Origin of the sequence: Flavivirga aquimarina, assembly GCF_030540835.1 — a bacterium.
In the GTDB taxonomy this organism is placed as follows: domain Bacteria; phylum Bacteroidota; class Bacteroidia; order Flavobacteriales; family Flavobacteriaceae; genus Flavivirga; species Flavivirga aquimarina.
The window spans coordinates 107,493-131,089 of sequence record NZ_JAUOEK010000056.1; the positions used below are offsets into that span (position 1 = coordinate 107,493).

The following is a 23,597-nucleotide window of genomic DNA, read 5'->3' on the forward strand; positions in this document are numbered from 1 at the left end:
TATACTATGCACAAGAATTTAATAATATTAGCAGGAGGTGCTTCATCTAGAATGAAAAAAGAAGCTATATCTAGTAATTTAAGTCAAGAAGAAATAGCTCAAGCTAATCAAAGAAGTAAAACCCTTATTGGTGTAGGGCCAAATGGAAGGCCTTTATTAGATTATCTGTTATATAATGCGAAACTAGCAGGCTATAATAATATATATATAATTATAAGTGAACAAGGAGCACTTTTTAAAGATTTTTACGGGAAATACGAAAAAGACAATGATTTTTATGGGTTAAATATATCTTTTGCAATTCAATATATCCCAAAAGATAGGGTAAAACCATTTGGAACAGCAGATGCATTATTTCAGGCAGTAGAGCAATATCCAGAATTAAACTCAGAATTTTATTCGGTTTGTAATAGTGATAACTTGTATTCACCACAAGCTTTGTATGCTTTAAGAGCAACAGAAAGCCCTGCAGCTTTTATTAGTTACGATCGTGATTCTTTAGAGTTTTCCTCAGAACGTATTTCTCGGTTTGCAGTAGCTAAACTCGATAATGAAAATCATTTGTTAAATATTATTGAAAAGCCAGAAGCTAATGAAGTCGACAAACATAAAGATACAGAAGGAAAGATACGAGTTAGTATGAATGCTTTTAAGTTTAAAGGAGACATGATATATCCATATTTAAAAGATTGTCCTATAAACCCGGAAAGAAATGAGAAAGAGTTACCTACTGTTCTTTTAAATATGTTGAAAGAGCATCCAAAAACAGCGTTAGGGATTCCTTTTTCAGAGCATGTTCCAGATTTAACAGCCAAAGAAGACATTGAGCATGTCAAAGAATATTTAAAAAAAGAGTTTCCAAACTTTAGTTGGGATGCTACACAAGAAATAAGTAATTAAAAAAGATGGTATGACACAAACATCTAGCAATAATAAGGTCGCTATTGCAATAATAGCAGGTCTGTTTTCCATATTCGGATTTGTAACTTGGATAAACAGTGCTTTAATTCCATTTATGAAAACCATAAATGAATTAACCGAAGCGCAATCCTATTTTGTCGCTACAGCGTCCTATATATCTTTTGTGATTATGGCATTACCGGCGTCTTTTATTATTAATAAAATAGGCTATCGTAAAGGGATGTCTTTAGGTCTCATTATTATGTCTTTAGGGGCGTTATTATTTATTCCAGCGGCAGAGGCACGTACTTATTGGGTGTTTTTAGCAGCGATTTTTATTCAAGGTACAGGTATGACGTTATGCCAAACGGCTGCTAATCCATACATTATTATTTTAGGCCCTATAGAAAGTGGTGCCAAGCGTATGGCTATAATGGGTATAGCCAATAAAATAGCAGGAGCCTTGGGCTCATTAATTTTTGGAGCTCTATTATTATCAGGTATAGACGATGTTAAAGTAAAAATAGGACAAGTATCTGTAGAAGAAAAAGGACAATTATTAGATACCATGGCCAATAGCGTATATACACCATATCTAATAATGGCTATAGCCTTATTTGTATTTGCTTTATTAATTAAAAAAGCACCACTCCCTAACGTAGAAGCAGCTCAGGCTGAAGAAACTAAAGAAGGAGAAACAAGTAAAACCAATATTTTTCAATTCCCTCATTTATGGATAGGCGTATTAACCTTATTTGTATACGTAGGAGCCGAAGTTATAGCAGGCGATAGTATTATAGCGTATGGTATATCATTAGGGTTTTCGGCCGAAGATGCAAAGTTTTTTACCACATTTACTCTTATGGCAATGGTTGTAACTTATGCTTTAGGAGTGTTTCTAATTCCCAAATATATTAAACAAAGTACAGCCTTGGAGGTAAGTGCTGCGTTAGGTATAATTTTTAGCATCTGTATATTAATAACAACAGGCTTTACATCGGTATTATTTGTAGCAGCCTTGGGGGTATCAAATGCATTGGTATGGCCGGCAGTATGGCCATTAACTTTAAATGGTTTAGGAAAGTTTACTAAGACCGCTTCCGCATTGCTAATTATGGCAATTTCGGGAGGCGCTATTATACCACCTTTATACGGACGATTAGTAGACTCTGGCAAGCATGAATTAATATCTAGTGGGATTTCAGAAGTAGAAGCAGCTGCAACAGCAGCAACAGGAAGTTATTGGGTATTAATTCCGTGCTATGCCATTATACTGTTTTTTGCAGTTAAGGGGCATAGATATAAAAGTTGGTCAAAAAAATAAAAAAAAGAAATGTTAAAAAGTAGTATAGATAAGGCAACAGGTTTTGAAAAAAGATTCGAGAATATCGAAACCGTAGTTTTTGAAAATTCATCAACGGCATCAAAATCAGTTGCAAAAGAAATAGCAGGGCTTATAAGAGCTAAACAAGATAAAGGTGAATCTTGTGTGCTGGGGCTAGCAACAGGTTCAACACCTAAGGGCCTTTATGCAGAATTAGTTAAAATGCATAAAGAAGAAGGATTGAGCTTTAAAAATGTAATCACATTTAATTTAGATGAGTATTATCCAATGAAACCAGATTCAGTAAATAGCTATGTGCGATTTATGAAGGAGTTATTATTGGACCAAGTGGATATATTGCCAGAGAATTATCATATACCAGACGGCACTTTATCTAAAAAAGAAATAGCTGATTATTGTAAAAATTATGAAGCTAAAATTGAAGCTTTAGGAGGAATAGATTTACAGATATTAGGTATAGGAGGAAATGGACATATTGGTTTTAACGAGTCTGGTTCGCTTCAAAATTCAAAAACCCGATTAGTCGCTTTAGATCATATAACAAGAGTTGCAGCAAGTAAAGATTTTTCAGGGTTAAGCAATACTCCAAGAACCGCAATTACATTAGGAGTAAAAAAAATCATGGAAGCTAAGCGTGTTATTCTAATGGCTTGGGGAGAAGGAAAATCTAATATAATAAAAACTTCAGTAGAAGAGTCTATTACAAATCAAGTACCAGCCTCTTTTCTACAAGAACATAATAATGCTGTTTTTGTAATTGATAAGGCAGCAGCTTCAAAATTAACAAGAATCAATGCACCTTGGTTAGTTGAAAAAATTGTTTGGACAGATAAAATGATCCGTAAGGCAGTTTTAGGTTTAGCGCTTCATTTAGAAAAGCCTATCTTAATGCTTACAGATGCCGATTATATAGAAAATGGGATGAGTGATTTATTGGCAGACTCCGGACCAGCATACGATATTAACATTAAGATTTTTAACAAAATACAATATACCATCACCGGGTGGCCTGGAGGAAAACCAAATGCCGAAGATTCTAATAGACCAGAGCGTGCGCAACCAGTAAAAAAACGAGTACTAATTTTTAGTCCACACCCAGATGATGATATAATTAGTATGGGAGGTACTTTTAAAAGGTTACAAGAGCAAGGACATGAAGTACATGTCGCATACCAAACATCTGGTAACATAGCAGTGGCAGATGATGAAGCTTTAAGATATGCCAGTTTTGTATGCGATTACAACGAAAAATTTGGGATAGAAAGTATTGAAGCCCAAAAAATATATAAAGGAGCTATTGAATTTTTAAAAAATAAGAAAGATAGCGAAATAGATACTAAAGAAGTAAGGTACATAAAAGGTTTGATACGTAAAGGAGAAGCTAGGGCAACAAGCCATTTTGTTGGACTTCCAGATGAACAAATACATTTTATGGAACTGCCTTTTTATGAAACAGGTACTATAGAGAAAAATGATTTGAGTGATGTAGATATTAATTTAACTATAGACTTAATAGAGAAAATTAAACCACATCAAATTTATGGGGCTGGTGATTTAGCAGACCCTCATGGTACTCATAAAGTATGTTTAGATGCCATTTTTGAAGCTGTTAAAAAATTAAAAAACAAACCTTTTATGAATGACTGTTGGGTTTGGTTATACAGAGGCGCATGGCAAGAATGGGCAGTAGATGAAATAGAAATGGCAGTGCCTATGGGACCAGACCAAGTGCTGGAAAAACGAAAAGGGATTTTTAAACACCAATCACAAAAAGACGGGGTTGTTTTTCAAGGTTCAGATAGCAGAGAATTTTGGCAAAGAGCTGAAGACAGAAATAAAGAAACAGCCGAATTGTACGACCAATTAGGTTTATCACATTATGCTGCTATGGAAGCTTTTGTGAGGTGGGAATTTTAATTATAATAAAAACTAACTATAAAAACAACTAAAGATAAAGAAACTATGAAACAACACTAACTCAAACAAACATTAACTTAAAAACCGAAAAATGTTGCAGCATTTTCCGGTTATACTAAGTGACTTAATTTAATCTCTAATAAATAAATCATAACAAAAATATGAAAAAATTCAAGATGCTACTCAGCATAAGTAATGAATTAAAATTTGATTTAAGAACGAAACTAACTATTATAATATTAATAGTCTCTTTAATGCAAATTAATGCGAATACATATTCGCTGAACTCTAATAATTCTTTTGAGATAGAGAAGGGGTATAGCCAACAAAATATAGTTAATGGTAAAGTTACTGATGCATATGGAGTTCCACTACCTGGAGCTTCTGTTCAAGTAAAAGGAACCACTGTAGGTGCAGCTACAGATTTTGATGGTAATTATAGTATAACCATTCCAGACAATGGAAAAACATTAGTGATTTCCTATTTAGGTTTTGTCACTAAAGAAGTAATAATTAATGATCAATCAATTATTAATGTATCATTATCTGAGGATAATAACAATTTAGATGAAGTTGTTGTTGTTGGGTACGGTGTTCAAAGAAAACGAGATTTAGTAGGTGCTATTTCACAAGTTAAAACTGATGATTTAATATTATCTTCAACACCTTCAATTGGCCATATTCTACAAGGAAAAGCGGCTGGTTTACAAATAACTCAAAATAGTGCACAACCAGGTGGAGGTATAGACATCTTTGTTCGTGGTGCAGCATCGATAAATGGAAGTAATGCTCCTTTAATTGTAGTAGATGGCTTTCCATTAACAGGTTTAGAAGAACCAGGTGATGGTAATAGATTTAGTGGTGGTACTCAAGGAATTTTAAATTCGTTTAACCCTAATGATATTGAATCTATTGAAGTTTTAAAAGATGCGAGTTCTTCTGCTATTTATGGGCTTAGAGCAGCAAATGGCGTAATTATTATTACCACTAAAAAAGGTAAAGCTGGTAAAATTAATGTAGATTATTCTACATCAAGTTCTTTTCAAAGCTATGAGGATAATTATGAAGTACTGAGTGCTTCTGAATATATGCAATTAAGAAATGAAGCAACATTTGAAAATTGGGCATTTTTAAATAGAGTGACCCCTTATGCAAGTGGGCAGGAAAATAGTAGAACTTTAGAAGAAGCCATTGCAGACCCAGTTAATGGCATTGCTTTTTCTCGATTCTATTCAGATGACCAAATTAATAATGCAGGTGAAGGTACAAATTGGCTCGATTTAATAACAAGAGAAGGTATTGTAAAGCAACATAACCTTTCTATAAATGGAGGCACAGAAAGTACACGATATTATTTGTCTGGAAATTTATTCGAACATCAAGGTGTTTTAAAAAATTCTGAATTCGAAAGATCATCTTTAAGATTAAATTTAGATCAAAAAATTAATGACTACATTAATGTTGGTATGACTTTAACGAAAAGTACCATTAATAACGATAATACACAATTAGGTGGACAGGCATTTGAAAACTCAGGTATCATAAGGTCTGCTATACAAACTACACCACTTATTGACGCTATTGATGAGTTTGGAAATTATCCAATTAATCCTGATAATGCCACAACATCTAATCCTGCATCTATGCTTACCATCACAGATCAAGGTAAAACAGATAGAACACTTGCTAATTTTTATTTAGAAGTAAAACCTATTGAAGGGTTAGTTGCAAGGTTTTCGGGAGGTGTAGATCAAGGCGTTAGTAGTCGATATACCTATTTGCCTAGAACAACTTTATGGGGTGAATTAGAAAACGGTAGAGCCTCTATAAGTAATACGATACAGAATGATAAGTTGTTAGATTTTACATTAACGTATAATACGACCTTTAATGAAGCCCATAAATTAACCGCAATGGTTGGAGCTTCATATCAAAAAGAAGAAGATTACGGTGAGGCTTTACAAAATAATGATTTTATTACTGATGCTTTTTTATGGAATAGTATAGATTCCGCTGCAGGCGTTGCAAGTGTTGATTCATTTAGAAGTGAAAGTGAGCTTGCATCTGTTTTTGGTAGAATTAACTATGTGTATAAAGACAGGTATTTGCTTACAGCTACAGTACGTAGAGATGGATCAGGAAAGTTCTTTAAAGAAAACCAATATGATATTTTCCCATCAATAGCATTGGGATGGAATATTGCCGAAGAACCATTCATGGAAAGTGTTAGTGATAAAGTATCTCAATTCAAATTAAGAGCTGGATATGGAGAAGTTGGTAATCAAGCAATTCCAGCTAATGCAAAAGCGGCGCTTATTGCATTAAACGCATGGTTAAATCCAGATGAATCTATATTAACAGGTGTGTTTTATGATAGAATAGCCAATCCATTTTTACAATGGGAAACAACAAAAGAAACCAATATAGGTTTAGATTTTGGATTCTTTAATAATAGAGTTTCTGGTTCAATTGAGTACTTTGATAGAAAAATATCAAATCTTTTAGATGAGAAAGCCCTTAATTCATATCAGGTAGTCTCAATAGTTAATGCAAATATTGGTTCAACTCAAAGTAAAGGTTTAGAAATAACACTTAACTCTGTTAATGTTCGCACCGAAAATTTTTCATGGAGAAGTACATTAACCTATTCTAGTTATGACGATAGGTGGTTAGAAAGAGCACCAGATTGGAAACCAGCTGTATATCAAGAGGTAAATGACCCTATACGTGCAAACCATAGTTATTTGTCAGATGGTATTATGCAAATAGGAGAAGTAGTTCCTGCGCAACCAGATTTATTTCCTGGCCAAATTAAAATAAAAGATGTTAATGGTTTTGTAAGAGATGGAAGTGGAAACCCAGTAGTTGATGAAAATGGGATATTTCAACGTACAGGAGCACCAGATGGACAAATAGATATAGCAGATACTGTATTATTAGGCAGTTCAGATCCAGATTTTATAGCGGGGTTCACAAATGTAATTACTTATAAAAACATACAATTAAACTTCCATTTTAATGGTATGTTTGGTAGAGAAATAGTAGATGCAACAGATGTAGCCTATGGGGTATCAGCAGATGGCGTTGCCATACAAGGTAATAATGCATTAGTAAACATACTTAATAGATGGACACCAGAAAATCCATCTACTACCAGACCAGGTTCTCATTATGGATTTTCTAATTATGGTTCTGGTGATTTCTTTTTACAAGATGCTTGGTTTATTCGTTTACAAAATATTTCATTGTCATATCAATTCCCGAAAGAAATATTTGGTAAAAATTCATCATCTAGTGCAGCTTTAAGATTGGGAGCACAGAATCTCTTTGTAATTACACCTTATAAAGGTGCAGACCCAGAAACAAATGGTTATGATCCAGATGTAATTTCAACAGGGGGGGATCCTTCAAATCTAGTTGCTTCATATCCTAATGTTAGAACCTTTACTATAGGCCTTGATTTAAAATTTTAAAAAAATGATTATGAAAAATATTAAACTAATTATAATAGGGGTATTAATAACCCTATCGTCTGGATGTAGTCCAGAACTTGAGTCGGTTAATTTTGAGGAAATAAGTCCAGCTATTTTTCCGCAATCTGAAGATGATATTGAAGCTTTAGTTGCAGCGGCATACTATCCTTTGAGAGGTGCTTGGTGGGATGGTTTTCATACCACATCAGAACGTGGTGTTATGTTTATTAACGATGCAACCACAGAGATACTTATGGGTGATTTTAGTGTGCAATTATATGCTACTTTTCATAGTTTTGAGCCTATACATGAGAGTGTAACTCGTTTTTACGATGATTTTTATAATAAAATAAGTGCTAATACATTAAGTATAGATTTAATAGAGAATTCTTCTGCTAATGAGAATGTGAAAAAAATAGGTATAGCAGAAATTAAATGTGCAAGAGCATTATTGAGCTATGAACTTTTTGACATGTATGGACCTTTAGTAGTAGCCCCACTTGAATTGCTTAAAACCCCTTTAAATGAAGTCCCTTTAGCTAGGCTTAGCAATGATGAAATGGTTAGTTTTATAGAGCAAGATTTATTAGATGCTGCAGAAGATTTACTACCACCATCTGAAACTAATTATGGAAGATTTAGTCAAGGTATGGCAAGAATGTTATTAATTAGACTGTATTTACACCAAAAAAGATGGGCAGATGTAGAAGAACAAGCAAACCTAATCATGGCAATGAATCATTACGATTTAGAAAGTGATTATGTAGGTTTATGGGATACACAAGCTCCTGTAGATAGTAATGAGGTTATTTGGGCAATTCCTGCTGATTACGCGGGTACCAGTGAAAACCAATGGCAACTTATGGTATTACCATCAAACTACCCTGTTAGAGGTGGATGGGGTACTATACAAAGTTCATGGAAATTTTATGATTCTTTTGAAGCTGATGATATAAGAAAAACTAATCTTATTGCTGAATATGTTGGTACAGATGGAGTCACGTATAATAGAAGCAATCCAGGAACCAATATGCAATACGGACCAATACCATTAAAAATTGCTGAAGATGCTGCCAGAAATACTGGGATAACAACAGTAGATATTATTGTGTATAGATATGCAGATGTACTATTATCAAAAGCAGAAGCCATCGCTAATAAAAACGGGGTTCCTAGTCAAGAAGCTATAGATTTAGTGAATATTGTTAGAAATAGAGCACAGTTAGATGATCTTTTATTAGCAGATTATGCAGACATAGATACGTTTAATACGATGATTCTTCTTGAAAGATCTCACGAATATTGGTGTGAAAATGGACAATACCGTGCAGATTTAATTAGACATGGTAAATTCAGTGAATATAATATAGATTTAACTGGAGCAGCAAGTGAAACTGCAGCACATAAAACTGTCTACCCTTTTTCCTTAGATAGAATAAGTGAAGGTAAAGGAGAATTTTTACAAAACCCTGGTTATAATTAGTTTGAGTTTAGTCATGAAAGGGTTGCTTTGATATTTTGAAGGTATATATAAACAACCCTTTCATTTAGAAAGATTAAACAATAATAGAATAAGAAAATTAAAAAGAATGGACTCTAGAAGAAATTTTATAAAAAAAACAGCAATATTCGGAGCAGGTGTTTCAATGCTTCCTGGTTTTACTTTTGGTATGAATAGCAATAGCAATTCTGAAAAATTAAAAATAGGAATGATAGGAGTTGGCTTACGTGGTACTAATCATCTAAATAATTTATTATTAAGAGATGATATAAATATCACAGCCATTTGCGACATAGATCCTAAAAGAATAACTATTGCAGTTGATAAGATTACAGAAAAGGGTCATAAAAAACCTTTGGTTTTTGGTAAAGATGATTATGATTATAGAAACCTTCTTGCTTTAGACGAAGTAGATGCTGTTGTAATTTCTACACCTTGGTTATGGCACACACGTATGGCTAAAGATACTATGAAAGCAGGTAAGTATACCGGTTTAGAAGTGTCTGCAGCAAATACTATGGAAGAGTGTTGGGATCTTGTAAATACACACGAACAAACAGGAACCCATTTAATGATTCTTGAGAATGTTAATTATCGAAGAGATATTATGGCTGTATTAAATATGGTTAAACAAAATGTTTTCGGAGAATTAATTCACTTTAGATGTGGTTACCAACATGATTTGCGACACGTTAAGTTTAATGATGGGAAAACGGCCTATGGCAAAGGTGTCGAGTTTGGAGAAAAAGGTATTTCAGAATCTGCGTGGAGAACACAGCATTCCGTTTTAAGAAATGCAGATATATATCCTACACACGGTATAGGCCCAATAGCAGTCATGTCTAATATAAATAGAGGTAATAGATTTATGACATTAACCTCTACAGCTACTAAAGGAGTTGGGTTACACAATTATGTTGTTAAGCATGGAGGCGAAAATCATCCAAATGCAAAAGTTAAATTTAAGCTAGGTGATGTCATTACTTCTACCATTGAAACAACTAATGGAGAATCTATAATTGTAACGCACGATACTAATTTACCAAGACCATATTCATTAGGCTTTAGAGTTCAAGGAGCTAATGGTTTATGGGAGGTAGATGGGAATAGAATTCATATTGATGGCAAAACAAAACCTCATGAATGGGAGGCAGCCGATGACTGGTTAAAGAAATACGATCATCCATTATGGCAAAAATATGGTGAATTAGCCAATGGTGCCGGACATGGAGGCATGGATTTCTTTGTAATGCACGCTTTTGTAGAATCTGCAAAATTAAATGTGGCGCCACCAATGGATGCTTATGATGCAGCAGCATGGAGTGCTATTACACCATTATCTGAAGCGTCTATAGAGAATAATGGAGCACCACAAGATTTTCCAGATTTCACTAGAGGTAATTGGGTAAAAAGAAAGCCTTATAATTGGATTAAAGACAGCTATTAGATGTAGTTAATCATAAAAAAATGAATATGAAAAATAAGTTTTTAGTACTAATAATTCTTATTATAATTATTAGTTGTGGCAGTGATAGTGTTTCTTCAAGTGATGACGAAGTTATTATTGATGAAACTATAAATGAAATCACTTACATAGCATCATCTGAAGTTATTTCAAACCCAGAACGCGGATTCATGCATTCATGGAGTGTTGCTTCAGAAGGAACACCGCTTAGTTTAGTTACGCTTCAAAGTTTGATGAATGAAAACGTTACTATTATTTTACGTCTTTATTATTTAAACGCTTTTAAAGATTCAGATTTAAGCACAGCGCAATTAGATTTAATAAAAGCAGATTTTGCAAACCTAAGAGAAGCTGGTGTAAAATGTGTTTTACGTTTTGCATATAACAGTGATCAAAGTGATACAGATGCACCGCTTAATATTATTGAATCTCACTTAGATCAATTAAAACCAATTTTTGCAGATAATGCAGATGTGATTGCTTTTGTTCAAGCAGGGTTTATTGGATCTTGGGGAGAATGGCATACAACAACTAATGGCTTAAATACAAAAGCAAACAGGACAGCAGTATTAAACAAATTGTTAGAAGCATTTCCAGAAAGTATTAAAATTCAATTGAGAACACCAGGGTATAAACAAGAAATTTTTGATTATACAACAGCCATAGGAACCGATGTTGGTTATGGAACAAGCGATATTGCACGAGTTGGTTTTCATAACGATTGTTTTTTAGCAAGTGTAGACGATTATGGAACATACAATAATGTTACTATAGAAAAAAGCTATATAAGTCAAGAAGCACTCTTTGTTCCTACAGGAGGAGAAACTTGTCCTCCAAGTGGAATTCCAACGGCGAGTTGTGCAACAGCAGATACAGAGATGTCTTTGTTAAAATGGACGTATTTAAATCTTGATTATTATGGACCTGTACTAAACGTGTGGAGAAATAATAACTGTTTTACAGATTTTCAAAAAGAATTAGGTTATAGGCTGGTATTAAAGTCTGCTAGCCTAAAAAAAGAAGCTACAGCCAATGGTAGCTTTGAATTAAATACCATTATAGACAATATTGGTTTTGCACCAGTTTATAATGCTAAGAACACATTTCTAGTATTCAGAGCGGTTAATGATGGAACAATTTATAAGAAAGCATTAAACTTTGACATAAGAAAAGTGGTTCCAGATGTTGATTATGAATTAGAAGAAACCGTTAGTCTTTCAGGGATTCCATCTGGAAATTATGAATTGCTTTTAAAAATTGAAGATTCACATGATACATTATCAGATAGAACAGAATATTCAATACAATTAGCGAACACTAATACTTGGGAAGCCGCATTAGGCCTCAATAATTTGCAACACACATTAATTATTAATTAAAACTATTTAATCTCTAAATAAATTAATCATGAAAAAAATAACATTTTTCTACTATCTAATTGCTGTTTCACTGCTTGCAGGCTGTGCAACGGACGATGAAGAAACAACCTCTAGTGGGGGCATTATAGCAGACTTTTCGTTTGTTGGTGATGGAAATACATTTACATTTACCAACCTTTCTGAAGGAGCTACAACCTACAGATGGGATTTTGGTGATCTTTATTTTTATTGCGATAAAGAAAATCCGGTATATACCTATACTAAGGCTGGTGGAGAGGTTGAGGTAACCCTTACTGCCATGAATGATTCTGGACAAGAAGCTTATGCTACTAAAACCATTGCAACTCCTGAAATTTTTGAAATTGATATTGAAATAAACGGCAATTTTGATGATTGGGAAAATGTTGAATATTTATATGACGAAAGTGCTTCTGGTACAGGGTCTATGCAAAAAATCAAAATGTGGGGAGCAGGCGAAAACATAAATGTATACCTTGAAGGAAATACAACCATGCAAATGGAATTAGTCGATATATATTTCAATACAGATGGAGACTCTAGTACAGGGTTTTTAAGCTGGCAATGGCCTACAAGTTCTGGAGCAGAATATTTATTTGAGGGACCACCACTAAGTGGTTCTTGGGGTGCTTTTTACTCACATAACGATCCTAGTGGAGGATGGGGATGGGACTGGCTAGCTGGTTCTGGAGCAAACTTCAATTCATCAGGGTTAGTTAGTGTTGATGCAGAAACCAATGCTATAGAGTTTAGTATTCCAAAAACTCAGTTTGGAGCATTAGGAAGCTATATAGGTATTGCAATTTCAGAACTAACTATTGGCTGGGCTGGTGTGGCTGTTTTCCCCGAAGTAACAGCAACAAGTAGTTTTATTATTTACGAACTTCCATCGGAAGATTCGATAGGTTTTTGTGAGTAAAACTAAAAATGTATTCGGCTATTACCTGATGTATTGTATTAGCCGAATACATTTTAAATTATTAATACAGAGATTCTATCTTCAAGTATTAAATAATTTCAATATAATACAGCTATTTCTTTTTAAGCCAAACCTATACAAATATTCATTTAGAAATAGTACAACCTCTAAAATCTAAACACAAACCTGTCGGGTTGATTCAAGATATAAAATCAAACAGATTTGAAAAATATTATAATACATAAATTATGAATAAAGTTGCAATTAAAAATAACAGGTTATTATCGATAGATGTTTTAAGAGGTTTCGATATGTTGATGATTATTTTTGCGGATCGTTTTTTTGCTCATTTACATGAAGGTGCTCAAACAGATTTTACTAATACTTTAGCAACTCAATTTTCTCATCCAGAGTGGTTTGGTTTTCATTTTTATGATATTGTTATGCCTCTTTTCCTTTTTGTAGTGGGGGTAGTCATTCCTTTTTCAATGGAAAAAAGAGTTAAAGAGATTGATAAAAAAATTAAACTATACCCACATTTAATTAGGCGTTTTGTAATATTATTTGTGTTAGGTTGGATTGTACAAGGAAACCTATTGCATCTAGATATTAATGAGTTCCAAATTTTTAGCAATACATTACAAGCAATTGCTGTAGGCTATTTTTTCTCATGTGTAGCATATATTCATCTAAGTAAAAATGCGAGATATATGCTTTTTGCAGTTTGCCTTATTATTTATATTTTATTACTTGAGTTTGCTGATATTCCTGGAATAGGTAATAGCGAATTATTGCCAGATAAAAATATTGCTATTTATGTAGATAGACTAATTTTTGGAGATTTTGATGATGGTTATCAATATACATGGCTATTAAGTGGTTTAGGTTTTATAGCGACTACATTATCAGGTTTATTTGCAGGGGAAATGCTCCGATCTAAATTATCAAGAGAAAAAGTAGCGCGTAATATTCTATTAATTGGAAATGGCGCAATTTTTTTAGGGCTTATATTAAATATATGGCATCCAATTGTAAAAAAATTATGGAATAGTTCTTTTGTACTATTCTCCTCGGGTATTTGTTTCTTATTATTAGCGCTATTTTATTGGATCATAGATGTAAAAGGGTATACAAAATGGGTGAAACCTTTAAAAATTATTGGTATTAATGCTATTACAGCATATGTTATTTCTCATGTAATAGATTTTCCAGAGCTTGCAAAACAAGTATTATTTGGTTTTGAACAATATCTAGGCGTATACTATAATGCCTTTGCAACAATTGGAGGTTTTGGGATCATATATCTCTTACTCTGGTATATGAATAAAAACAAAACATATATAAAAATTTAGCGTTTTAAAAGAAAAAGAAATTATGAAAAAAATAGAGCTTATAATTTTAAGTTTTGGTTGTTTCTTTATTGCATGCGGTGGTGGAAGTAGTGATACTATTAATGATGATTTGGTTATTATAGAACCTGTTTTAAATGGAGGCGGTGTTACAGAATTTACGAATGTACAACCTATGACGGGTATTGTTGTATGGGATGGTAATGCAAATGTAAGTTCGGGAGCACATACTTTAGAATATTCGTATATGTTGTATGAAGATATTGTTTCTGAAAAAGGAGTTTATGATTGGACTACTATTGAAAACAAACTAAATGATATAGCATCAAGAAACCATCAAGCCATACTTCGATTTAGATATGCTTATGTGGGACAGCTAACCTCTGTACCAAAATACATAAAAGATTTACCAGATTATAATGAAACAGAAGGAACTAGTGAAGGAAAGGTAACCTGGTTCCCAGATTGGTCACATCAAGAATTGCAAGATTTCACCTTAGAGTTTTACGAAAAGTTTGCAGAAAAATATGATGATGACAATAGAATAGCATTCCTTCAAACGGGGTTTGGACTATGGGCAGAATATCATATCTATGACGGGCCTTTTGTTTTAGGACAAACATTTCCATCTAAGGACTATCAAACAACGTTTTTAAATAAGCTAAATACCGTATTTAATAATTTACATTGGTCTATTTCTATTGATGCAGAAGATACAAATGTAACACCCTTAAGTGCTAATACGTCACTGTTAAATATCCCTTTTGGAGTATTTGATGATTCCTTTATGAGTGAAGAACATGGTGCTGTAAACGAGCCGCGTTTCAATTTCTTTGGTACAGAAAGATATCAAACGTCTCCAATAGGAGGAGAGTTTAATTATTACACTACTTACGACCAGCAAAATGTATTATCACCAAATGGTCCTCATGGAGAATCTTACGAATCATTTGCAAATAGATTTCATGTAACTTATATGATTGGAAACGATCAATATCAATATCAAACCACTGCGCGTATAAAAGAAGCTAGTATCAATACAGGATATAAATTTGAAGTAACAAAATTTGAGAAATCTAATGGGAAATCTTTGTTAACAGTTAAAAATATTGGTACAGCTCCTATTTATTATGATGCTTACCTTTCAATTAATGATAATAAATCTACAGAATCACTTAAAACAGTGATGCCAGATCAAGAAAGTGTTTTTACCATAAATTATGATGGTAATGAAGATGTGGTTATAGTTTGCGATAGGTTGTTAAATGGACAAGTGATAGATTTTAAGAAATCATATTGAGCATCTAATGCTGTGAGCGTTATAGAAGAAAAACCAAATGAAATTTTAAATGAATCGATTCATCATAAATGGTTGCATGACGATAGTTTTGAAAATTTGTACGATTTTAATAAATTCATTAATTGGTTAAGTGGAGAATTTACACTCTATCAGCAAGATGAATTTCATGGATTGACCGTATTTATTCCTAATGGCTGGTTTTCAATAGAGCAATTAAGCCTAAATAAAAATGTCATAGAATTCAGAATCGAAGTAAAAAGTAAATGTTTTAAAAGTGGAGTTAAAATATTCAATCAAGTTAAATTGATATTAAAACATTTTAAAAGTAAGGTTATATGAACAATCATTACAAATAACCAATAGTATCAATTAATTCCTAAATTATTCTTTTATAATTTTCATTCAAATTTTTGAAAGGATTTGATATAAAAAGACCCGCTGCAAATAATACACTTTATATATTTACTATATTTCGAAGAGCCAGATTATACTATATTTAAGCACGTTTAAACCTTTCCTATATTTGAGTCTGTTAAAAAAGCGAGTAGGTTAAATATTTTAGACTTTTAATTTCTTTAATTATAAACTACTGAAAAACCTTTAAAAGTTAAAGGTAAAACCATATTCTGTATTCCTCGTTAATAAATAAATTAGTTCTCTTTTTTAAAACTAATATTTTGACTAATTACTTATTTATTGAAAACAACAATGCTGTAATAAATAACATTATTAATATTATGGAAGATTTTCCAGAATTTAATTGTGTTGGGTATTCAAATAGTTATGAAGAGTCTATGGATATTGTTTTGAGAGAAATGCCAGATTTAATATTTATTAATATTGATACTATTAATGAAAATCCATTTGGTTTAGTTAATGAATTACACCAATATTTAAAAGGAGATACAGAGTTTATAGCAATTTCGACTTCAAAAGAAAAAACATATGAGGCTATTAAAATGGGTTTTTTTGATTATTTATTGAACCCAATTACTTCATTAGATATACGAAAATGTATAATTAGATTTAAAAAAAAACATCCAATTAAAACGAAAAAAACTATATGCTTGAAATCATACAAAGATTATCAATATTTGAATATAGATGAAATTTTGTTTTTAAGGGCCGATAATAATACTACAGATTTCCATATGGACGATGGTAGTATAATTAGTGCATTTAAAACGCTTAAAGTTTTTGAATCGATTTTACCAGATAATTTTTTGAGAATTCATAAAAGTTACATTATTAATTCTAACTATGTATCTAGAGTAAGTTACGGAAACTCTATATGCACTATAAAAAAATGTAACCACAACGTGCCTTTTACTAAAACATATAAAAATAATATAGAGTTTATGATTAATTCATTATTATCAACTACCTCTGGTAATGGTTTAAATTAAGATTTGCCTTTTAAAAAAGGACTGTTTACTCTTACAAATATATGTTTCCCTAAAAGGGGTATCGAAAATTAGGATAGCTTAATTTCGATATATAAGTTTGTTTTTAGAAGAAAAAATTAATTCCAAAACTATGTAATAGTTACAATTAAGAGCAAATATAAATTAATTAACCGAAACATCGAATTGTAATGAGTAAAGCCCTCAATGTTCTAATAATTGATGACCACCCGTTAATAATAGACTCTTACCAACGAGCATTAAAACAAGTAGTATTAGTAAACAATAGATTAAAATTTAATATTGATGCTGCTAATAACTGTGACATTGCAATGCTCAAACTTGAAAGAGCAAAGACAAATGGCGGTATAGATCTTGTTTTTTTAGATATGAGGCTTCCGCAATCTAAAGATGGTAGTATTTTATGCGGAGAAGATTTAGGCATTAAAATAAAAAACACATTCAAGGATATTAAGATAATTGTTTCAACCACTTATAATAATGCTTTTAAAATATCCAGTGTTTTAAAAAATTTAAATCCAGATGGTTTTTTGGTTAAAAATGATATAACACTATCTGTCCTTATAGATGCTGTTAACAATGTTGTTTTCGATCCTCCTTTTTACAGCAAAACTGTAATGAAAATATTAAGAAAACAATCGGCTAACGATTTTATTATAGACAGTATAGATAGGAAAATTTTATATGAGCTATCTAATGGCACAAAAATGAATGAGTTACCTCAAATTTTGCCACTTTCTATTGCTGCTTTAGAACGAAGAAAACGCATATTAAAAGATGTTTTTAATGTGGTAGGAAAAGGAGATAGAGATTTACTACTATTAGCTGAAGAAAATGGATTTATCTAGTATGTTTTTCAGATATACATGATAATTAAACTAAGGTATTACCTTCTATATTTTAGGTGTTAACCTTAATTATTAAACAAATATCCTTTGTACGTTTATTTAGTTGTTTTTTTAATTCATAGTGCTAGGTTGATAGACTATTAACTTAAATAAATTTAAAACTGTTCCCTTTAAAAAATGTATCGTATAAAAGCGTCATCCCTTATAAATGCTATTTTTACATGCTTGATGATTTCAGTATTTAGCGGATGTTTAGTCTTAATATCTTATTACCAAAATATGCTAAATGACTTGCTATATACACATGAAGATTTAATACAAAGAAATGATTCTTCGTTTAATTATTTAATTAGCAATTTGGAAACAGTTTCTTATGACCAAATGAAAGAAATTGATGTTTTTGGTGATGAAGTTTTATCATACATTCAAAAAAAACATTGGGGCTTTTATGATATTTTAATCAGTAAAACACAATTTAAAAACGACACTGTTACGAAAACGGCTTTAGTTGGCCAAAAATCTTATATAAGTAATAACATAGCATTGTATGTAACAGATTATGACAGACCTTTAAAATTATCGGGAAAAATGACCATTTTAGGACAAATAAAAGTACCTAATGGTAAAACAGAGCTAGCATATATAAATGGGCAAAAAGGTAATAAACTTATGCTTAAAGGGCAGCAATTAAAATCGGGTGATAAACTTCCTAAAATTGAAAAAGATGTCACTATAGAGTTTTCAAAGTTTAAACCCGTTTCATTAAGCAGTTTAGGTAAAGATATTCATGTTATTAATGGATTTGATGAAGCTACAAAGGTTATTGACGTTGAAGACATAGGGGAATTAAGAGATATGGTATGTAAAGGCAATATTGTTTTAACCTCAAATAATACATTAAATATTGCGCCTACTGCTAGCTTGAATGATGTGATTATATCTGCACCATCAGTAACTATTAAATCCGGATTTAAAGGTAACATCCAAATTATTGCTAAAGAGCATGTTACTATTGATGAAAATGTAGAATTACATTACCCTTCCAGCATTTACATTAAAAATGATAATGATGACGTTTTGGTTGAAATACGTGAAAATTCAACCATTGCTGGGGGTATTGTTATCGATGGCGATATTTATAATGCTAGCTTGAATAGATCATTAACTATAGAAGAAAATGCCACTGTAATTGGAAATGTGTACTGCTACGGTAATACACAATTAAAAGGTAAAGTTATAGGAAATATTTATACAGATAAATTTTTTCTAAAAACAGAATCATCCAACTATGAAAACGTCATTTTAAATGGTACAATAAATAGAGATAGCTTACCAAGTGATTTTATCGAGTTGCCTTTATTTAAAAATAACTCTAATGAAAAAATATATGAAATCATTAAAGAATTTTAAACTGCTTAAGGCTTCATCTGTATTGGAATCGGTAATTGCCATTTCAATTATTTCTATATGTGCTTTAGTCGCATTTATGGTCTATTTAAATATTATTAGACACAATAAATCGATCGCTTATTTTAATGCAAGACACTCTATTAGTTTATTAATACAACAAAGTATTGAGCAAAAGGACTATGAGAGTAATGACTACACGTTTACAGGCTATAGCATTAAAAAGCAAGTTGATGTTAATGAAACTGAGCATACAGCTTTATTGACTTTTACATACAAAACAGGAAACAAGACCAATGTTATAAACAAGCTAATCGCTTATAATGAATAGAAGTATAATACATCTTAAAGGGTTTACCATTTTAGAAGCGTTAATAAGTTTAATGTTAATGAGTATTATTGTTACAATCACCTATTCACTATTTAACTTAATAGGAAAACAATTATCACTTTTTGAAAAAGAAAATGTACAAGTATTAGAATATAACCTGTTTAACTCAGCCTTAATAAATGATATTAAAAAAGCCAATGATTTTAGTTTTAGTGATAACGAACTATCTCTAAAGTATTATGACGGCACCTATATCTATTATAGTATAAACAAAAGAAACATCTTAAGGAAGCATACTATAAAAACCGACACCTTTAATTTGCAGACCACAGATTATAAGCTTTTAAATGAAGATAAAAATGCTAAAACCCAAGTACTGTTATTGTCATTAAGTGTATTAAACGATACCGTTAATACCAACTATTTTTTTAAGAAAGATCGATCAAAAATGATAAACCAAAAATATTTTAGTGAAGATTGATGTAAGTACATATAATACAGGTAAGGCAAAGAAAAAAGAAGCATTAAAAATGGATGCTAAATTTTCTATGCCAACTTTTAAAAAGTTTTCAGATAAACAAAAAGAAGATTTTTATAGAGAGTTTTCTACGCTAATAAAAGCAGGAGTAGACTTTAATCAAGCATTAATTATTTTAACAGGTCAGCAAAAATCTAAATTTATTCGTGCTATATATAAAACCATTAATGATGATGTTGTTAAAGGAAAGTCATTACATGAAGCCATAAAAAACTACAAGTATTTTTCTCCTTACGAATATTACAGTATAAAAATAGGTGAAGATACAAGACGCTTAACAGATATATTCGATCAACTTCAAAAATTTTTTACAAGAAAAATTAAAATGAAACGTCAAGTCGTTTCGGTATTGGCATACCCAGTTTTTGTATTAGTAATAACATTTGCCGTATTATACTTTATGCTAAATTTTGTGGTACCAATGTTTGCATCCGTATTTCAACAATTTGGGAAAGATCTTCCAGAAATAACGCAGTTTGTAGTTAAAGTGTCTAACAATTTTAACCTTATAGTATTTAGTGTGTTAGGCCTTGTTATATCAATAATTATTGGACATAAATTATTAAAACAGAATATTACTTATAAAAGTATTACATCAAAAATCATATTAAAAATACCTTATTTTGGAAGTCTTATAAAGAAAATATATTTAGCGAGATTTTGTCAATCTTTTAGCCTTTTACTATCTGCAAAAACACCGCTTATAACAGCTTTAGAATTAACCGAGAAAATGATTTCATTTTACCCGCTAAAGTCATCGCTTTCACAATCAAAAAAAGACATATTAAGAGGAGAGACATTGGCAGATAGTTTAAAAAAACACGCTTTTTTCACTCCCAAAATTATTTCATTAACCAGTATTGGAGAACAAATTAATGAGTTGGACAATATGTTTGATGGCTTAGCTAATCAATACAATGACGAAGTAGACCATTCAACAAAAATGATAGGCACCATTTTAGAGCCGCTAATGATTGTTTTAATAGGTGGAATTGTTGGGTTTATTATGATAGCGATGTACTCACCTATGTTTAACTTAAGTAAGATTATTGAAAATTAAAATGAAATAAAACAAAATATTTATGACGCTATTAATCACAAGGAGAAATGATTATTTAGATGTTGTATACGACTATCAAAAAATAATAAATTAAAAACAGATGAATAAGAATATATTGAAATCAAACACAAAAAAGGGACATTTAAAAGCATATTCTATGTCCGAGATATTGGTGGTATTATGTATTATAGGCATTTTAATTTACCTCGTAGTACCTAACCAGACATCAGTGGTTACAAGTGCCAAATCTATTGAAGCACAAAATATGTTAAGCATGATACATGGATTAGAGAAAAGTCATTTTTATCGTCATTCCAAATACACTACCGATTTTAATGAACTAGGGTTTGAAGAAGCTTTAACAATTGATAAAGGCGGACAAGCTGTTTATAAAATAGAAGTTATTGAAGCATCAATGAATACATTTAAAGCAACAGCAACTGCTTTGCAAGACTTTGATGGAGATGGAGTTTATAATACTTGGCAAATTGACCAAGATCGCATATTAAAAGAAACTATAAAAGATTAGTAGTGATATTACTATATACAACCTTATTTTTAATAGTCATTTTAGTCTTTGTTTTTTTTCAAGACTTAAAAAAGAGAACCATACATGTGGCATTGCCTATTATATTGTTTCTACTAGCTTTAGTTATTAACTATAGTTCTACCGATTTAAAATTTAGTTATATTCTTTATAATATCGCTTTTATTATAATTAATATTTTAGGAGTTGTTTTATACTTTTCTTTAAAAAACAAAGGATTTGTAAATCCGATAGATACCTATATAGGCCTAGGAGATATAGCCTTTTTTTTAGCAATAACACCATTGTTTAATTTAAAGCCATTTATTCTATTTTTTGTTTTTGGATTACTGTTTTCTTTACTCACCCATCTTGGGTTTATGCTATTTAAACAGGTAAAAACCATTCCACTTGCAGGTTATTTATCCTTATTTCTTATCGTAAATATAATAGCAAAAAACATGTTTAAAATCAACGCTCTATTTTAATGAATGTAACGAACTTAAAACAGATTAATTTAAGCATTGACTTACAACAGTCTATTAGCTCAGATATTGCGAATTATTTTTCAATTATCCCTAAGGAGATTACTGATAATGAAAATGTTTTTTTTATTGATGAATCTAAGGTTTTAGAACAAGAAACCATTAAAGAGGAATTAAAACTCATTTTTAATAAAAATATCGTTTTTGAATTAATAGATACTTCAATAATAAAAAAGGCGCTTTCAATTTATTATAGAAAGCATGATGATAAACCAAAATTGGTGTCTTATGGAAATGATTTTTTAGAAGATTTAATATTTGAAGCCAAAAATATTAATGCCAGTGATATTCATATAGAAATATATGAAGAAGATGTTAGAGTACGATTACGTATAGACGGTCAATTAATCGAAAAAAACCATATTAAAAAAGATAATTATCTGGAGTTAATAAATCAAATTAAGATTAAATCAAATCTAGATATTACAGAAAAAAGATTACCCCAAGATGGAAGAATAGAATATGACGATTTTGATATTAGAGTGTCCATATTACCAACACACCATGGCGAAAAAGTAGTGATGCGAATATTAGGTAGAGATGCCTCACATTTAAACATAAACAAACTGGGTTTCGAAAATGATGATGTGGCATTGTATTTAGAAGCCGTAAAAAAGACAAATGGTATTGTCCTTATTAGTGGCCCAACAGGTTCTGGGAAAACCACAACATTATATGCAACATTAAAGCATCTTAATAGTATAAAAAGAAATATTGTTACCGTTGAAGATCCGGTAGAGTACACCTTAAAAGGAATTAACCAAGTACAATTAAAAGAAAATATAGGGCTTACATTCACATCTGCATTACGTTCTTTTTTACGGCAAGACCCCGATATTATCATGCTTGGTGAAATTAGAGATGGCCAAACAGCACAAATGGCAATAAGAGCATCTTTAACAGGACATTTAGTACTATCTACAATTCATACAAATTCAGCTATTGGTACCATTTCTAGATTAATAGATATGGGAGTTCCATCATTTTTAATTGCAGAAACCATTAATATATCTGTAGCACAAAGACTTGTTAGAATGTTATGTGATACCTGTAAAAGTGAACAAAACTTTAATGATAATGATTTGCCCAGAACTTTTAAATCAGAAAAAGTATTAAAAACACATTTTGTAGCCGTGGGATGCGATGCTTGTTACCACACAGGATATAAAGGACGAAGCGCTATTTACGAAATACTCCCTATTACTTATGAAGTTGCAGATGCCATAAAAAAACAGACTTTAGAACAGTCTAATTTTATAAAAAACAAAAGACTCTCAGACAAAGCTTTTGATTTACTATCAAGAGGGTTAACATCGTTAGAAGAGATTTACCCAATACTTATTAATTCATAA

Annotated in this window: 20 protein-coding genes; all 20 read left to right on the forward strand. The window is 31.4% G+C overall.

The features are described from left to right. The first annotated feature begins 6 nt into the window (after window positions 1-6). Complete coding sequence (locus Q4Q35_RS04075; protein WP_303276660.1) at window positions 7-900, forward strand: sugar phosphate nucleotidyltransferase; 894 nt, start codon at window positions 7-9, stop codon at window positions 898-900. A 10-nt stretch (window positions 901-910) separates the two neighbouring features. Further along, a complete protein-coding gene (locus Q4Q35_RS04080) occupies window positions 911-2,224 on the forward strand; it encodes a sugar MFS transporter (protein ID WP_303276661.1) in 1,314 nt (437 codons plus the stop codon). Window positions 2,225-2,233: 9 nt separating this feature from the next. Further along, window positions 2,234-4,162, forward strand: coding sequence for a glucosamine-6-phosphate deaminase (nagB, locus tag Q4Q35_RS04085; protein ID WP_303276662.1), 1,929 nt, complete (start codon window positions 2,234-2,236; stop codon window positions 4,160-4,162). A 161-nt stretch (window positions 4,163-4,323) separates the two neighbouring features. Further along, on the forward strand, window positions 4,324-7,635 hold the full coding sequence (locus tag Q4Q35_RS04090) for a SusC/RagA family TonB-linked outer membrane protein (RefSeq protein WP_303276663.1): 3,312 nt from the start codon (window positions 4,324-4,326) through the stop codon (window positions 7,633-7,635). 10 nt (window positions 7,636-7,645) lie between these two features. Next, complete coding sequence (locus tag Q4Q35_RS04095) at window positions 7,646-9,118, forward strand: RagB/SusD family nutrient uptake outer membrane protein (protein ID WP_303276664.1); 1,473 nt, start codon at window positions 7,646-7,648, stop codon at window positions 9,116-9,118. A gap of 106 nt (window positions 9,119-9,224) precedes the next feature. Continuing rightward, window positions 9,225-10,583 carry a Gfo/Idh/MocA family protein gene (locus Q4Q35_RS04100; RefSeq protein ID WP_303276665.1) on the forward strand — a complete coding sequence of 453 codons (1,359 nt, stop codon included), beginning with the start codon at window positions 9,225-9,227 and terminating at the stop codon, window positions 10,581-10,583. Window positions 10,584-10,609: 26 nt separating this feature from the next. Next, window positions 10,610-11,980 carry a DUF4832 domain-containing protein gene (locus Q4Q35_RS04105; RefSeq protein ID WP_303276667.1) on the forward strand — a complete coding sequence of 457 codons (1,371 nt, stop codon included), beginning with the start codon at window positions 10,610-10,612 and terminating at the stop codon, window positions 11,978-11,980. Window positions 11,981-12,008: 28 nt separating this feature from the next. Further along, entirely contained in the window at window positions 12,009-12,917 is a 909-nt protein-coding gene (locus Q4Q35_RS04110; protein WP_303276668.1) for a PKD domain-containing protein, read from the forward strand. A 248-nt stretch (window positions 12,918-13,165) separates the two neighbouring features. Continuing rightward, entirely contained in the window at window positions 13,166-14,269 is a 1,104-nt protein-coding gene (locus tag Q4Q35_RS04115; RefSeq protein ID WP_303276669.1) for an acyltransferase family protein, read from the forward strand. 22 nt (window positions 14,270-14,291) lie between these two features. Beyond that, window positions 14,292-15,566, forward strand: a complete 1,275-nt coding sequence (locus Q4Q35_RS04120) for a hypothetical protein (RefSeq protein WP_303276670.1) — start codon at window positions 14,292-14,294, stop codon at window positions 15,564-15,566. Between the two features lie 12 nt (window positions 15,567-15,578). Next, window positions 15,579-15,905 (forward strand): hypothetical protein, encoded by a 327-nt coding sequence (locus Q4Q35_RS04125; RefSeq protein WP_303276671.1) that lies wholly within the window; start codon window positions 15,579-15,581, stop codon window positions 15,903-15,905. Window positions 15,906-16,243: 338 nt separating this feature from the next. Continuing rightward, window positions 16,244-16,972 carry a LytR/AlgR family response regulator transcription factor gene (locus Q4Q35_RS04130; RefSeq protein WP_303276672.1) on the forward strand — a complete coding sequence of 243 codons (729 nt, stop codon included), beginning with the start codon at window positions 16,244-16,246 and terminating at the stop codon, window positions 16,970-16,972. Window positions 16,973-17,160: 188 nt separating this feature from the next. Then, complete coding sequence (locus Q4Q35_RS04135; RefSeq protein WP_303276673.1) at window positions 17,161-17,838, forward strand: response regulator; 678 nt, start codon at window positions 17,161-17,163, stop codon at window positions 17,836-17,838. 177 nt (window positions 17,839-18,015) lie between these two features. Further along, window positions 18,016-19,248, forward strand: coding sequence for a bactofilin family protein (locus tag Q4Q35_RS04140; protein ID WP_303276674.1), 1,233 nt, complete (start codon window positions 18,016-18,018; stop codon window positions 19,246-19,248). Beyond that, window positions 19,226-19,576 carry a hypothetical protein gene (locus tag Q4Q35_RS04145; RefSeq protein ID WP_303276675.1) on the forward strand — a complete coding sequence of 117 codons (351 nt, stop codon included), beginning with the start codon at window positions 19,226-19,228 and terminating at the stop codon, window positions 19,574-19,576. The genes Q4Q35_RS04140 and Q4Q35_RS04145 overlap by 23 nt, the downstream gene beginning before the upstream one ends. Next, on the forward strand, window positions 19,569-20,057 hold the full coding sequence (locus tag Q4Q35_RS04150) for a PulJ/GspJ family protein (protein ID WP_303276676.1): 489 nt from the start codon (window positions 19,569-19,571) through the stop codon (window positions 20,055-20,057). Before Q4Q35_RS04145 ends, Q4Q35_RS04150 begins: the two co-directional genes overlap by 8 nt. Beyond that, window positions 20,047-21,174: a type II secretion system F family protein gene (locus Q4Q35_RS04155; RefSeq protein ID WP_303276677.1), complete on the forward strand. Its 1,128-nt coding sequence runs from the start codon at window positions 20,047-20,049 to the stop codon at window positions 21,172-21,174. Before Q4Q35_RS04150 ends, Q4Q35_RS04155 begins: the two co-directional genes overlap by 11 nt. A 100-nt stretch (window positions 21,175-21,274) precedes the next feature. Further along, a complete protein-coding gene (locus tag Q4Q35_RS04160) occupies window positions 21,275-21,703 on the forward strand; it encodes a type IV pilin protein (protein WP_303276678.1) in 429 nt (142 codons plus the stop codon). A 2-nt stretch (window positions 21,704-21,705) separates the two neighbouring features. Beyond that, window positions 21,706-22,188: a prepilin peptidase gene (locus Q4Q35_RS04165; protein WP_303276680.1), complete on the forward strand. Its 483-nt coding sequence runs from the start codon at window positions 21,706-21,708 to the stop codon at window positions 22,186-22,188. Next, window positions 22,188-23,597, forward strand: coding sequence for a GspE/PulE family protein (locus Q4Q35_RS04170; protein ID WP_303276681.1), 1,410 nt, complete (start codon window positions 22,188-22,190; stop codon window positions 23,595-23,597). Before Q4Q35_RS04165 ends, Q4Q35_RS04170 begins: the two co-directional genes overlap by 1 nt.

Excerpts from the sequence above, each read along its gene's own strand:
- Q4Q35_RS04075 (WP_303276660.1), top strand. The coding sequence starts at position 7 with ATGCACAAGAATTTAATAATATTAGCAGGAGGTGCTTCATCTAGAATG.
- Q4Q35_RS04080 (WP_303276661.1), top strand. The coding sequence starts at position 911 with ATGACACAAACATCTAGCAATAATAAGGTCGCTATTGCAATAATAGCA.
- nagB (WP_303276662.1), top strand. The coding sequence starts at position 2,234 with ATGTTAAAAAGTAGTATAGATAAGGCAACAGGTTTTGAAAAAAGATTC.
- Q4Q35_RS04090 (WP_303276663.1), top strand. The coding sequence starts at position 4,324 with ATGAAAAAATTCAAGATGCTACTCAGCATAAGTAATGAATTAAAATTT.
- Q4Q35_RS04095 (WP_303276664.1), top strand. The coding sequence starts at position 7,646 with ATGAAAAATATTAAACTAATTATAATAGGGGTATTAATAACCCTATCG.
- Q4Q35_RS04100 (WP_303276665.1), top strand. The coding sequence starts at position 9,225 with ATGGACTCTAGAAGAAATTTTATAAAAAAAACAGCAATATTCGGAGCA.
- Q4Q35_RS04105 (WP_303276667.1), top strand. The coding sequence starts at position 10,610 with ATGAAAAATAAGTTTTTAGTACTAATAATTCTTATTATAATTATTAGT.
- Q4Q35_RS04110 (WP_303276668.1), top strand. The coding sequence starts at position 12,009 with ATGAAAAAAATAACATTTTTCTACTATCTAATTGCTGTTTCACTGCTT.
- Q4Q35_RS04115 (WP_303276669.1), top strand. The coding sequence starts at position 13,166 with ATGAATAAAGTTGCAATTAAAAATAACAGGTTATTATCGATAGATGTT.
- Q4Q35_RS04120 (WP_303276670.1), top strand. The coding sequence starts at position 14,292 with ATGAAAAAAATAGAGCTTATAATTTTAAGTTTTGGTTGTTTCTTTATT.
- Q4Q35_RS04135 (WP_303276673.1), top strand. The coding sequence starts at position 17,161 with ATGAGTAAAGCCCTCAATGTTCTAATAATTGATGACCACCCGTTAATA.
- Q4Q35_RS04140 (WP_303276674.1), top strand. The coding sequence starts at position 18,016 with ATGTATCGTATAAAAGCGTCATCCCTTATAAATGCTATTTTTACATGC.
- Q4Q35_RS04145 (WP_303276675.1), top strand. The coding sequence starts at position 19,226 with ATGAAATCATTAAAGAATTTTAAACTGCTTAAGGCTTCATCTGTATTG.
- Q4Q35_RS04150 (WP_303276676.1), top strand. The coding sequence starts at position 19,569 with ATGAATAGAAGTATAATACATCTTAAAGGGTTTACCATTTTAGAAGCG.
- Q4Q35_RS04160 (WP_303276678.1), top strand. The coding sequence starts at position 21,275 with ATGAATAAGAATATATTGAAATCAAACACAAAAAAGGGACATTTAAAA.
- Q4Q35_RS04170 (WP_303276681.1), top strand. The coding sequence starts at position 22,188 with ATGAATGTAACGAACTTAAAACAGATTAATTTAAGCATTGACTTACAA.